At 66.1% G+C, this 12692-nt stretch carries 10 protein-coding genes; 3 read left to right on the top strand and 7 right to left on the bottom strand.

Annotated features, from left to right (window positions below; translation table 11 throughout):
- Positions 1–57: 57 nt before the first annotated feature.
- The 7 genes from rpsA to gyrA all read right to left on the bottom strand — a co-directional run bounded on the left by rpsA (position 58) and on the right by gyrA (position 10309).
- Positions 58–1773 (bottom strand): 30S ribosomal protein S1, encoded by a 1716-nt coding sequence (rpsA, locus tag AC1DW3_RS06655; RefSeq protein ID WP_477929786.1) that lies wholly within the window; start codon positions 1771–1773, stop codon positions 58–60.
- Between the two features lie 198 nt (positions 1774–1971).
- The gene (locus AC1DW3_RS06650; protein ID WP_477929784.1) at positions 1972–3972 is read right to left on the bottom strand and encodes a bifunctional 3-phosphoshikimate 1-carboxyvinyltransferase/cytidylate kinase; all 2001 of its coding nucleotides are present in this window, start codon (positions 3970–3972) and stop codon (positions 1972–1974) included.
- A complete protein-coding gene (locus AC1DW3_RS06645; protein WP_477929782.1) occupies positions 3972–4868 on the bottom strand; it encodes a prephenate dehydrogenase in 897 nt (298 codons plus the stop codon). Before AC1DW3_RS06645 ends, AC1DW3_RS06650 begins: the two co-directional genes overlap by 1 nt.
- Before the next feature lie 3 nt (positions 4869–4871).
- Entirely contained in the window at positions 4872–5969 is a 1098-nt protein-coding gene (gene pheA / locus AC1DW3_RS06640) for a prephenate dehydratase (protein WP_477929780.1), read from the bottom strand.
- The gene (gene serC, locus AC1DW3_RS06635; RefSeq protein WP_477929778.1) at positions 5962–7053 is read right to left on the bottom strand and encodes a 3-phosphoserine/phosphohydroxythreonine transaminase; all 1092 of its coding nucleotides are present in this window, start codon (positions 7051–7053) and stop codon (positions 5962–5964) included. The genes pheA and serC overlap by 8 nt, the downstream gene beginning before the upstream one ends.
- Positions 7054–7068: 15 nt before the next feature.
- On the bottom strand, positions 7069–7653 hold the full coding sequence (locus AC1DW3_RS06630; protein ID WP_477929776.1) for a DUF2059 domain-containing protein: 585 nt from the start codon (positions 7651–7653) through the stop codon (positions 7069–7071).
- Position 7654: 1 nt separating this feature from the next.
- Positions 7655–10309 (bottom strand): DNA gyrase subunit A, encoded by a 2655-nt coding sequence (gene gyrA / locus AC1DW3_RS06625; RefSeq protein WP_477929774.1) that lies wholly within the window; start codon positions 10307–10309, stop codon positions 7655–7657.
- A 262-nt stretch (positions 10310–10571) separates the two neighbouring features.
- Between gyrA and ompA the strand changes: the two genes are divergently transcribed.
- The 3 genes from ompA to gph all read left to right on the top strand — a co-directional run bounded on the left by ompA (position 10572) and on the right by gph (position 12683).
- Positions 10572–11231 (top strand): outer membrane protein OmpA, encoded by a 660-nt coding sequence (gene ompA / locus AC1DW3_RS06620; protein WP_477929772.1) that lies wholly within the window; start codon positions 10572–10574, stop codon positions 11229–11231.
- A 76-nt stretch (positions 11232–11307) separates the two neighbouring features.
- The gene (gene ubiG / locus AC1DW3_RS06615) at positions 11308–12012 is read left to right on the top strand and encodes a bifunctional 2-polyprenyl-6-hydroxyphenol methylase/3-demethylubiquinol 3-O-methyltransferase UbiG (RefSeq protein WP_477929770.1); all 705 of its coding nucleotides are present in this window, start codon (positions 11308–11310) and stop codon (positions 12010–12012) included.
- Entirely contained in the window at positions 12009–12683 is a 675-nt protein-coding gene (gene gph / locus AC1DW3_RS06610) for a phosphoglycolate phosphatase (protein WP_477929768.1), read from the top strand. Before ubiG ends, gph begins: the two co-directional genes overlap by 4 nt.
- The last annotated feature ends 9 nt before the right edge of the window (positions 12684–12692 follow it).

Genomic DNA, 12692 nt, shown 5'->3' with positions numbered 1-12692 from the left:
GCGAGCCTGTGGGGAGCATACCCGGCCTCCGAGGAGGCCGGGCAGGTCAAACAGGGCTTAGTTGCCCTGGTTGTCCAGCTTGGCGCGCAGCAGGGCGCCCAGGCTGGTGGTGCCGGCGTTTTCACGCTCGCTCGACTGGCTCAGGCGCTGCATGGCTTCCTGGTTGTCGGCGTTGTCCTTGGCCTTGATGGACAGCTGGATGTTGCGGGTCTTGCGGTCGATGTTGACGACGATCGCGGTGACTTCGTCGCCTTCCTTCAGCACGTTGCGGGCGTCTTCCACGCGGTCGCGGGAGATTTCCGAAGCGCGCAGATAGGCCATCACGCCATCAGCCAGCTCGATCTCGGCGCCGCGCGGGTCGACGGTCTTGACCTTGCCGGTCACCGAGGCGCCACGGTCATTGATCGTGGTGTAGGCGGTGAAGGGGTCGCTGTCCAGCTGCTTGATGCCCAGCGAGATGCGCTCGCGCTCGACGTCCACGGCCAGAACCACGGCTTCGACTTCCTGGCCCTTCTTGAAGTTGCGAACGGCGGTTTCGCCGGTCTCGTCCCAAGACAGGTCGGACAGGTGCACCAGGCCGTCGATGCCCTGGGCCAGGCCCACGAACACGCCGAAGTCGGTGATCGACTTGACCGGGCCCTTGACCTTGTCGCCGCGCTTGACGTTCTCGGCGAACTCTTCCCACGGGTTGGCCTTGCACTGCTTCATGCCCAGGCTGATACGACGCTTGTCTTCGTCGATTTCCAGGACCATGACTTCGACTTCGTCGCCCAGCGAGACCAGCTTGCTGGGGGCGATGTTCTTGTTGGTCCAGTCCATTTCGGAGACGTGCACCAGGCCTTCGATGCCCGGCTCGATCTCGACGAACGCGCCGTAGTCGGCGATGTTCGTGACCTTGCCGAACAGGCGGGTGCCGGTCGGGTAGCGGCGGGCAACGCCGAACCACGGGTCGTCGCCCAGCTGCTTGATGCCCAGCGAGACGCGGTTCTTTTCGGCGTCGAACTTCAGGACCTTGGCGGTCAGTTCCTGGCCGACCTGAACGACTTCGCTCGGGTGGCGGACACGGCGCCATGCCATGTCGGTGATGTGCAGCAGGCCGTCGATGCCGCCGAGGTCCACGAACGCACCGTATTCGGTGATGTTCTTGACCACGCCGTTGACGATGGCGCCTTCGGACAGCGTTTCGAGCAGCTTGGCGCGTTCTTCACCCATGGAGGCTTCGACCACGGCACGGCGCGACAGCACAACGTTGTTGCGCTTGCGGTCGAGCTTGATGACCTTGAATTCCATGGTCTTGCCCTCGAACGGGCTCATGTCCTTCACCGGGCGCGTGTCCAGCAGCGAACCGGGCAGGAAGGCGCGGATGCCGTTGACGAGGACGGTCAGGCCGCCCTTGACCTTGCCGGAGACGGTGCCGGTCACGAAGTCGCCGGACTCCAGGGCCGTTTCCAGGCTCAGCCACGAGGCCAGGCGCTTGGCCTTGTCGCGCGACAGGATGGTGTCGCCGTAGCCGTTTTCGATGGCGTCGATCGCGACGGAGACGAAGTCGCCGACTTGGACTTCCAGTTCGCCCTGGTCGTTCTTGAACTCTTCGATGGGCACGTAGGCTTCGGACTTGAGGCCTGCGTTGACGACGACGAAGTTGTGTTCGACACGAACGACTTCGGCCGAGATCACTTCACCGGCGCGCATGTCGGAGCGCTGCAGCGACTCCTCGAACATGGCGGCGAAGGATTCCATGCCGGAGGCTTGGGCGGTTTGGGTTTGGGACATGTTGATGGATCCTGATGCGCCGCTTTCGCGGCGCTGCGGTGCAGGCGAACCTGCGGGTTAGTTTGTTGAGTTCCGCCGATCTCGAGGCACTTGCGTTCCTCTTGCCATTCGGACTGGCGTCCGATGGAGGCCGGCGGGCCCTGGCTTCTCAGGCCTGGACCGTTCTGGCAATTGGCATTCCCGAATGGGATGCGAACGTCAGAACGGTCGGCGCTTTTGCCACCAAGCCAGCACCTGATCCACCGAGGCTTCGATGGTCAGCGCCGAGTTGTCGAGCAACTGCGCGTCCTGCGCTGGGAGCAGAGGTGAGGCCGAGCGGTTCTTGTCCCGTTCGTCCCGCGCCTCCAAATCTTCGCGCAAGCTATCGATATTAGCCGAAATTCCTTTGGAAATCAATTGCTTATGCCGCCGGTCAGCGCGCGTGGCGGCGCTTGCCGTCAGGAATACCTTCAAGTCAGCGTCCGGAAAAATGGCTGTGCCCATGTCGCGCCCGTCGGCGACGAGGCCGGGCAGGCGGCGGAAGTCGAGTTGCAACTGGTGCAGCGCCTGGCGCACCTGGGCATGCACGGCGACTTGCGAGGCCAGCAGGCCGGTCGCTTCGGCGCGCAGCCGGGCGCTGACGTCTTCCTGGCCGAGGAAGACATTGCCGTCACTGAAACGCAGCTGCAGCGTGGGCACGATGGCCGCGACGGCATCGCCGTCGTCCAGGTTCAGGCCGGCGCGGCGGGCCGCCAGGCCCGTCACGCGGTAAAGCGCGCCAGAGTCCAGCACGCCGAAGCCCAGGGCCTTGCCGACCTCGTCGGCCAGCGTGCCCTTGCCGGAGGCCGTCGGGCCGTCGATGGTGATGACGGGAATGTCGGCGGCCTGGGCGGTGACGACGCCGAACAGCGTCTCGAAGTAGTCCGGGAAGGTCTTGGCGACGCAGTGCGGCTCGAGCACGCGCACCGGCACGGCGGCGGCGCTGACCAGGCCGTTGAAGGCGGCCAGCGAGAAGCACATCGCGACCCGGTGGTCGTCGTAGGTGTGGATGGCCGCCGCTTTCCAGTCGCGCAGCGGCTGCACGCGGATCCAGTCCGGGCCTTCGTCGACCGTCGCGCCGAGCTTGCGCAACTCGGTCGCCATCGCGGCGATGCGGTCGGTTTCCTTGACACGCCAGCTGGCGATGTTGGTCAGCGTGGTCGGGCCGTCGGCGTAGAGGGCCATGACGGTCAGCGTCATCGCCGCGTCGGGGATGTGGTTGCAGTCCAGCGTCAGGCCTTTGAGCGGCCAGGCGCCGCGGCGGACCTCGAGCCAGTTGGGGCCGGTCTGCACTGAGGCGCCCATGGCGGCCGCGGCTTCGATGAAACGCACGTCGCCCTGCAGGGATTCGCTGCCGACGCCTTCGATGCGGATGGGCGCATCCGTTGCCGCGATGGCGCCGAGGCCGACGAAATAGGAGGCCGAGGACGCGTCGCCCTCGACGAAGACTTCGCCGGGCGAGCGGTAGCGGCTGCCGGCCGGGATGACGAAGGCCTCCCAGCCCTCGCGCTTCACGGCGATGCCGAAACGTTCCAGCAGGGCCAGCGTGATCTCGATATAGGGCTTGGAGATCAGCTCGCCGATGACTTCGATGCGGATATCCCGCTCGGCCACGAGCGGCAGGGCCAGCAGCAGCGCGGTCAGGAACTGGCTGGACACATCGCCGCGCACGCGCACCGGCGTGTCGAGGGACAGCGACGAGGGCCCGCGCAGGCGCAGCGGCGGGTAGCCGGCGTTGCCGAGGTCATCGATCTCGCAGCCCAGGCCGCGCAGCGCATCCACGAGGTCGCCGATCGGGCGCTCGTGCATGCGCGCCACGCCCGAGACCTCGAAGCTGCCACCCTGGGTTGCGGCCAGCAATGCGAGCGCCGCGGTGAGGGGGCGCATCGCGGTGCCGGCATTGCCGAGGAAGAGCTTGGCTTCCTTGGCGCGCAGGCGCCCACCCAGGCCATCGATGACGATGGCCTCGCCTTCCCGCCAGACGCCGCAGCCCAGCGCGCGCAGTGCGTCCAGCATGACGGCCGTGTCGTCGGACGCCAGCAGGTCGCGCACGACGGTCTTGCCTTCGCTCAGCGCCGCCAGCAGCAGCACGCGGTTGGAAATGCTCTTGGAGCCGGGCAGGCGCACAGTGCCTGCGGCGCCGCGCAGGGGCGGCAGGTCGAGGAAGGGGATCTTGAACATCACTTGCCGGCCGGGCGGCCGGGAGGGACTGCAGGAGGAGGATTGCCCCAGGCCAGGCGGCCTTCGGAGATGGGGCGCAGTGCGGCTTCGAGGGCCGTGGCGTCGCCCGCTTCGATCAAGGCTTCGAGCTGGTCCAGCATGGTGCGAAAGCGCTTGGACTGGGCCAGCACCTCGTGCTTGTTGGCCAGCAGGATGTCGCGCCAGACGCCCGGCTCGCCCGCCGCGATGCGTGTGAAGTCCCGAAAGCCGGGGCCGGCCAGGCTCAGGTAGTCGCGTGCCGCGGGCTGCTCGGCGATGGCCTGGAAGTAGGCGAAGGCCAGCAGATGCGGCAGATGGCTGACGGCGGCGAAGGCCGCGTCGTGGTTGTGCGGCCGCATCTTCAGCACGGTGGCACCCAGGGCCGACCAGACGTCGGTGGCCTTCTGCACGAGCTGCGGGTTGGTGAAGGGCTGGGGCGTCAGGATGACCTGGCGGCCTTCATAGAGATTGGCCTCGGCATGCTGGACACCGCCCGATTCCTTGCCCGCGATGGGGTGGCAGGGCACGAAGCTCGATGCACGGTCGCCCAGGGCGCGGCGCGAAGCTTCGATGACGTCGCATTTCGTCGAGCCGACATCCATGAAGAGGACGCCCGGGTTGACGAGGTGGCGGATGGCCTTCAGCGTGCTTTCGGTGGCCGACACCGGCACCGCGATCAGCACGATGTCCGAGCCCGACACGGCCAGCAGGGCCGATTCGGCGGCCACGTCGATGACGCCGAGCTTCTTGGCCTGCTCGGTCGTCGACGGCGATTTGCTGTAGCCGACGACGCGCTTGACGAGGCCGGCCTTTTTCATCGCCAGCGCGAAGCTGCCACCCATCAGGCCGCATCCGATCACGCCGAGCTGCTGAAACATGTCTTAAGCCTTCACCGGGTAGGAGCCGAGCATCTTGAAGAAGGCGCAGGACTCGCGCAATTCCGCCAGTGCTGCCGCGACGTTCGACTGGCTGGGATGGCCGTCGAGGTCGATGTAGAAGTAATAGTCCCACTGGCCGGTACGGGCCGGGCGGGATTCCAGGCGGGTCATGGACACGCCGTGGGTCTTCAGCGGCACGAGCAGGTCGTGCATCGCGCCCGGGCGGTTGGGCACCGAGACGACCAGGCTGGTGCAGTCGCGGCCGGTGGCCGGCGGCGTGGCCATGGTCTGCGGCAGGCAGATGACGGCGAAGCGCGTGCGGTTGTAGGCCTCGTCCTGGATGGCGTGGGCCGTGATGTGCAGGCCGAAGATGGTGGACGCGCGGTCGCTGCCCAGGGCCGCCCAGGCCGGGTTGGTGGCGGCCAGGCGCGAGCCCTCGGCATTGCTGGACACGGCCCGGCGCTCGACGTCGGGCAGGTGCTTGTTGAGCCAGTTCTGGCACTGGGCCAGGGCCTGGGGATGCGCCAGCACCGCCTCGATGCCATGCATCGAGGGTTCCTTGCGCATCAGGTTGTGGCGGATCAGCAGGCTGACTTCGCCGACGACGTGGCAGGGCGTGTGCAGGAACAGGTCCAGCGAGCGCGTGACGACGCCCTCGGTCATGTTCTCGACACCGACGACCCCGAACTGGGCGCTGCCGCTGGCCGTCGCGTGGAAGACCTCGTCGAAGTTGGCGCAGTAGGTCATGTCGGCCGCGCCACCGAAGTATTCGAGGGCCGCCTGCTCGCAGAAGGTGCCGACGGGTCCGAGCACGGCAACGCGCTGCGGTGACTCCAGCGCCAGGCAGGCCGACATGATCTCGCGCCAGATGGCGGTCACATGCTCGCCCTTCAGCGGGCCGGGGTTGGCGGCGCGGATCTTCTCGATGACCTGGGCCACCCGGTCGGGGCGGAAGAAGGGCGTGCCCTCGGCGCGCTTGATCTCGCCGACCTGTTCGGCAACGCGGGCGCGCTGGTTCAGCAGCGTCAGCAACTGCTTGTCCAGGCCGTCGATCTGGTCGCGCAGTGCCAGCAGCGCCTCGGAGGCGACAGGTTCAGCCATGGCGAGCCTCGAAGTCCTTCAGGAATGACACCAGCGCCTGCACGCCTTCCAGCGGCATCGCGTTGTAGATGGAGGCACGCATGCCGCCCACCGACTTGTGGCCCTTGAGCTGCAACAGGCCGGCGGATTTCGCTTCGGTCAGGAAGCTCTCGTTGAGCTTCTCGTCCTTCAGGAAGAAGGGTACGTTCATGCGCGAGCGGCAGCTGGCGTCGACGCGGTTCTCGTAGAAGCCGGAAGCATCCAGCGCCGTGTAGAGCAGGCCGGCCTTGTCGATATTGCGCTGTTCGATGGCCTCAAGGCCACGCTTGCCCGCGTATTCGAAGCCCTTGACCCACTGGAACACCAGGCCGGCGACGTAGATCGCGAAGGTCGGCGGCGTGTTGAACATGGACTGGGCCGCAGCCACGGTCTCGTAGTTGAAGGCCGAGGGGCAGATGTCCAATGCGCGGCCCAGCAGGTCCTCGCGCACGAAGACCAGGGTCATGCCGGCGGGGCCGATGTTCTTCTGTGCGCCACCGAAGGCCAGGCCGACGCGGCTCCAGTCAATGGGGCGCGACAACAGATGCGAAGAGCAGTCGATGACGAGGGGCACGCCGTTGCCGACATGGGGCAGGTCGTGGAACTCGACGCCGTCGATGGTCTCGTTGGTGCAGACGTGGACATAGCTGGCATCACTGCGCAGCTGCCAGTCGCGCGGGATGGCGCTGCCCTGGCCGATGTCCGCCGCGATCTGCACGTCGGCATAGCGGCGTGCCTCGGCCGCGCTCTTGCGCGACCAGGAGCCTGTCACGACGACGTCGACCTTGCCGCCGCGGCTCAGGTTCAGCGGCACGATGGCGTTTTCGCCCAGGCCACCACCCTGCATGAAGAGGACGCGGAAGTTGGCCGGCACCGCGAGCAGCTCACGCAGATCGCGCTCGGCGCTCTCCGCGATGGAGATGAACTCCTTGCCGCGGTGGCTCATCTCCATGACGCTCATGCCGCTGCCGTGCCAGTCCAGCATCTCGGCCGCCACCTGGCGCAGCACGGGCTCGGGCAGGGTGGCGGGGCCGGGGGCGAAATTGAACGGGCGGGATGAGGTCATCGAGAGATCGGAAGGCTACTTCTTGGGCGCTGGGGCCGACGCCTTGGGCGCGGATGCTGCCGGCGGAGGTTGCAGGCCCAGCTGTTTGGCGATATTCATGTTCAGCGTCTTGAAGCGGCCTTCCAGCGTCGGGCTGACTTCGGCCACGACCTTCTGCGCGACCGCCTTCTGCAGCTCGACATTGGCGAGGCCGAACTTCTGGCTGACCGGCGATTCTCCCCAGGCCAGGATCTGCTTCAGTTCGTCCTCGTTGAAGCGTTCATCCAGCAGGGCCGAAGCCGTTGTCGGCACAGCCTTGGCAATCTTGTCCTTCAGATAGGGAACGTTTTCGTCGACGAACTTCTTCAGTTCGGCGTCCATGGCCTTGGCCGTGGCTTCGCGCTTCTCGGCAGGCACCTGCTGCAGCGCACCGCGACCCATCTGGGTCAGTTGGGACAGCGGGCCCTGGATGATGTTGCCGGCCAGGCCATCGGCCATGCCCTGCTGCTGCAGCGCGACGATCCTGTCGATCAGCGCCTTCTTGGCCGCGGAGGGTTCGGCCAGCGTGCTGCTGGTGGCCAGGGCCAATGCGAGGGCCAGGCCCAGCTTGCGAGAAATCATGTCAGTCCTTGGGGGTTTCAGGGGTATCGCCGGCCGAGCCGGTATCGCCATCTTCGGCGGTGGCGTCGTTCTCGTTGGCGTCGTTCTCGACGATGCGCTGCAGGCCAGACAGTTTGCTGCCGTCGTCCAGCGCGATCAGCGTGACGCCTTGAGTGGCGCGGCCGAGTTCGCGGATCTCGCTGACACGGGTGCGCACGAGCACGCCCTTGTCAGTGATCAGCATGATCTCGTCTTCCGGGCGCACCAGCGTGGCGGCCACGACGCGGCCGTTGCGTTCGCTCTGCTGGATGGCAATCATGCCCTTGGTGCCGCGGCCATGGCGGGTGTACTCGACGATGCTGGTGCGCTTGCCGTAGCCGTTCTCGGTGGCGGTCAGCACGCTCTGCGTCTCGTCTTCGGCCACCAGCATGGCGATGAGGCGCTGGTCGGGCTCGAGCATCATGCCGCGCACGCCGCGGGCGGTGCGGCCCATCGGGCGCACGTCGTCCTCGTCGAAGCGCACGGCCTTGCCGCCGTCGCTGAACAGCATCACGTCGTGATGGCCATCAGTCAACGCGGCACCGATCAGGTGGTCGCCCTCGTCCAGGTCGACGGCAATGATGCCGGCCTTGCGCGGGTTGCTGAAGTCCTTCAGGGACGTCTTCTTGACCGTGCCCATGGCCGTGGACATGAAGATGAAGTGATCCTCAGGGAAGCTGCGGAACTCACCGGTGAGTGCCAGCACCACGGTGATCTTCTCGCCGGCCTGCAGCGGGAACATGTTGACGATGGGCTTGCCGCGCGAGTTGCGCGAGCCCTGCGGCACTTCCCAGACCTTGAGCCAGTAGACGCGGCCGCGGTCGGAGAAGCACAGGATCCAGTCGTGGGTATTGGCGATGAAGAGCTGGTCGATCCAGTCGTCTTCCTTCGTTGCCGTGGCCTGCTTGCCGCGGCCGCCGCGGCGCTGCGCGCGGTATTCGCTCAGGGCCTGGCTCTTGATGTAGCCGGTGTGCGAGAGCGTCACGACCATGTCGGTCGGCGTGATCAGGTCTTCGGTGCCGAGTTCCTGGGCGTTGTGCTCGATGACGCTGCGGCGGGCGCCGAGCTTGGTCTGGCCGAACTCGGTCTTCAGCTGCACCAGCTCTTCGCTGATGATGGTCGTCACACGGGCGGGCGTGGCCAGGATGTTGAGCAGATCGGCGATCTCCGACATCACGTCCTTGTACTCGCCGACGATCTTGTCCTGCTCCAGGCCGGTCAGGCGTTGCAGGCGCATCTGCAGGATTTCACCGGCCTGCGACTCGGACAGCCGATACAGGCCATCGGCCTGCATGCCGTACTCGGGCTCCAGGCCTTCCGGGCGGTAGGCAGCGGGCCCGCCGGCCGACAGGGTCTCGGTGCGCGACAGCATCTCGCGCACCAGCGACGAATCCCAGCTCTTGGCCATCAGCGCGGCCTTGGCGACAGGCGGCGTCGGCGAGGTCTTGATGGTCTCGATGAACTCGTCGATGTTGGCCAGCGCGACCGCCAGGCCTTCCAGCACATGGCCACGCTCGCGCGCCTTGCGCAGCTCGAAGATCGTCCGGCGTGTCACCACCTCGCGGCGGTGTTCCAGGAACACCACCACCATGTCGCGCAGATTGCAGAGCTTGGGCTGGCCGTCGACGAGGGCGACCATATTCATGCCGAAGCTGTCCTGCAGCTGCGTCTGCTTGTACAGGTTGTTCAGCACCACCTCGGGCACTTCACCGCGCTTGAGCTCGATGACGACCCGCATGCCGGACTTGTCGGACTCGTCCTGGATGTGGCTGATGCCTTCGATCTTCTTCTCGTGCACCAGCTCGGCGATGCGCTCGAGCAGCGTCTTCTTGTTGACCTGGTAGGGGATCTCGTCAACGATGATCGACTGGCGCGAGCCCTTGTCGATGTCCTCGAAGTGCACCTTGGCGCGCATGACGATGCGGCCGCGCCCCGTGCGGTAACCGTCGCGCACACCGGCCAGGCCGTAGATGATGCCGGCGGTCGGGAAGTCCGGCGCCGGGATGATCTCCATCAGCTCGTCGACCGTGCACTCCGGGTTCTTCAGCGCGAACAGGCAGGCGTCGACGACCTCATTCAGGTTGTGCGGCGGGATATTCGTCGCCATACCCACGGCAATACCCGAGGAACCATTCACCAGGAGATTTGGCAAACGGGTCGGCAGTACCAGGGGTTCCTTATGGCTGCCGTCGTAGTTCGGTCCGAAATCGACGGTTTCCTTGTCGATGTCGGCCAACATTTCGTGAGCGATTTTGTCGAGACGAATCTCGGTGTATCGCATCGCCGCGGCGTTATCGCCGTCGATGGAACCGAAGTTGCCCTGGCCGTCGATCAGCATGTGGCGCAGGCTGAACGGCTGGGCCATGCGGACGATGGTGTCGTAAATGGCCGAGTCACCGTGTGGGTGGTATTTACCCATCGTTTCACCCACGGCCTGCGCACTCTTGCGGTACTTGGCGTTGTAGGTGTTGCCCATCTCGTTCATCGCGTACAGCACGCGACGATGCACTGGCTTCAGCCCGTCTCGGGCGTCGGGCAGCGCGCGTCCCACGATCACGCTCATCGCGTAGTCGAGGTAGGAGCGGCGCATCTCCTCCTCAAGGCTGATCGGCAGGGTTTCCTTGGCGAACTGGGTCATGCGCAGCGTGGCACGCGCCTACATGGGCGCGGCGTCCTTGGAGGTAGGTGAAAGGCGCGAATTCTAAGGGCCGCGCCACCTTGTAGCAGCAGCGCAACATCGTCACCGTGCCCATGAACGTAGGCCGCCACAATGCGGTCGTCTCGGTGCCCCCATGGCACAATCGTCGAGTCCCTAGGAGAAACCCTAAAGTCTCTCCTGAGGTTAGAGGTTGAGTACTGACTCTCGCAGGGCAACTGCGGCATTCCTTGAGAGGAGAATCATGAAGAAACTGAATCGTGTGGCGTCGCTGTTTGCGGTGGCCGCTGTCGCCGTTGCTACGTCTGGTGCATCTGCCCAGGCCATCGACAACTGGCGTGCAACCGACGGCACCGTCTGGAAGAACGGCACCAACGAATATTGCTGGCGCGACAATTTCTGGACGCCGGCGACGGCTGCCAAGGGTTGCGACGGCGAAATCAAGCCGGCGCCCAAGGTTGAACCGGCTCCTCCGGTCGCCCCGCCGCCCCCGGCTCCGGCTCCCGTGCCGCCCAAGCCCGTGACCCCGCCGCCCCCGGCGCCGGTCAGCGAGAAGGTCACCTTCGCTGCTGATGCCTTCTTCGACTTCGACAAGTCGACGCTGAAGCCCGAAGCCACCGCCAAGCTGGACGACCTGGTCAGCAAGACCAAGGGCATCAACCTGGAAGTCATCATCGCCGTTGGCCACACCGACTCGGTGGGCAGCGATGAGTACAACCAGAAGCTGTCGATCCGCCGCTCGGAGGCCGTCAAGTCCTACCTGGTGAGCAAGGGCGTCGAGCCGAACCGCGTCTACACCGAAGGCAAGGGCGAAAAGCAGCCCGTCGCCGACAACAAGACGACCGAAGGCCGCGCCAAGAACCGCCGCACCGAGATCGAAGTCGTCGGTACGCGCAACAAGTAAGCTCTAGCGCCCTCGGGCGCTTTGCGCAAAGCCCCGCCGGCCCGCCGTCGGGGCTTTTCTTTTTTCCGATTCCGTCATGACGATCAACGCCGACCCTCAAGAGCTCGCCAAATTCGGCGAACTGGCCCACCGCTGGTGGGATCCCGAGAGTGACTTCAAGCCGCTGCATCAGATCAACCCGCTGCGCCTGGGCTGGATCCAGCAGCTGTGCCCGCTGGCGGGCAAGCGCGCCCTCGACGTGGGCTGTGGCGGCGGCATCCTGAGCGACTCCATGGCCCGTGCGGGCGCCAGCGTGCTGGGCATCGATCTGTCGACCAAGCCGCTGCGCGTGGCCGAACTGCATGCGATGGAGGCCGGCACCGAGGGCGTGGAATACCGCGAGGTCGCCGTCGAGGCGCTGGCGGCCGAACAGCCGGCCAGCTTCGACGTGGTCACCTGCATGGAAATGCTCGAGCATGTGCCCGATCCGGCCTCGGTGGTGCGCGCGCTCGCGACGCTGGTCAAACCCGGCGGCTGGGTCTTCCTGTCGACCTTGAACCGCAACGTCAAGTCCTTCCTGCTCGCCATCGTCGGGGCCGAGTACGTGCTCAACATGCTGCCCAAGGGCACGCATGAATACGCGCGCTTCCTGAAGCCGTCCGAGCTGGCCCAGTTCTGCCGTGACGCCGGCCTGGAGCTGCAAGGCAGCCGTGGCCTGAGCTACAACCCGCTGACGCAGCGCTACAGCCTGGGGAGCGATACCGACGTGAACTATCTGCTGGCCTGCCGCCGCCCCGCTTGAAGCTCGCTGCACACTGGTCGCATCTGCGTGCCGTCCTGTTCGACCTGGACGGCACGCTGATCGACAGCGCCGCCGACCTCGCAGCGGCAGCCAACGCGATGCGCGCCGAACGCGGCCTTGCTGCGCTGCCCTTGGCCCAATACCGGCCGCACGGCGGCTCTGGCGCACGCGGCATGCTCGGCCAGGCCTTCGGTTCCGCGCCTGGTCAGCCAGACTATGACGAACTCAAGCGCGAGTTCCTGGACCGCTACGAAGCGCTGATGTACGACAGTACGCAAGCCTTTGCCGGCGTCGAAACCGAACTCGCTGCGTTAACCGCAGCCGGCCTGGCCTGGGGCATCGTCACCAACAAGGCCGAACGCTTTGCCTTGCCGCTGGCCACGGCATTGGGCCTATCGGCCGGTGCCATCGTCGGCGGCGACACGACCGGCCACACCAAGCCTCACCCCGCGCCGTTGCTGGAGGCCGCACGCCGCCTGAACGTGGCAGCCGAGTCCTGTCTCTATGTCGGCGACGACGAACGCGACATCCTGGCCGGGCGTGCGGCCGGCATGGCGACGGCCGCAGCAACCTGGGGCTATCTCGGCCACGGCGGCGAATTTCGTCATTGGAGAGCCGACCTGGAGCTGTCAGCGCCCGGCGAGCTCTTGAAGCGACTCGGACTGGCCTAAGATAGGGGT

Source organism: Roseateles sp. P2_H4 (assembly GCF_056403315.1).
This window is presented reverse-complemented; position numbering and strand designations above follow the sequence as displayed.

Excerpts from the sequence above, each read along its gene's own strand:
- rpsA (WP_477929786.1), bottom strand. The coding sequence starts at position 1,773 with ATGTCCCAAACCCAAACCGCCCAAGCCTCCGGCATGGAATCCTTCGCC.
- AC1DW3_RS06650 (WP_477929784.1), bottom strand. The coding sequence starts at position 3,972 with ATGTTCAAGATCCCCTTCCTCGACCTGCCGCCCCTGCGCGGCGCCGCA.
- AC1DW3_RS06645 (WP_477929782.1), bottom strand. The coding sequence starts at position 4,868 with ATGTTTCAGCAGCTCGGCGTGATCGGATGCGGCCTGATGGGTGGCAGC.
- pheA (WP_477929780.1), bottom strand. The coding sequence starts at position 5,969 with ATGGCTGAACCTGTCGCCTCCGAGGCGCTGCTGGCACTGCGCGACCAG.
- serC (WP_477929778.1), bottom strand. The coding sequence starts at position 7,053 with ATGACCTCATCCCGCCCGTTCAATTTCGCCCCCGGCCCCGCCACCCTG.
- AC1DW3_RS06630 (WP_477929776.1), bottom strand. The coding sequence starts at position 7,653 with ATGATTTCTCGCAAGCTGGGCCTGGCCCTCGCATTGGCCCTGGCCACC.
- gyrA (WP_477929774.1), bottom strand. The coding sequence starts at position 10,309 with ATGACCCAGTTCGCCAAGGAAACCCTGCCGATCAGCCTTGAGGAGGAG.
- ompA (WP_477929772.1), top strand. The coding sequence starts at position 10,572 with ATGAAGAAACTGAATCGTGTGGCGTCGCTGTTTGCGGTGGCCGCTGTC.
- ubiG (WP_477929770.1), top strand. The coding sequence starts at position 11,308 with ATGACGATCAACGCCGACCCTCAAGAGCTCGCCAAATTCGGCGAACTG.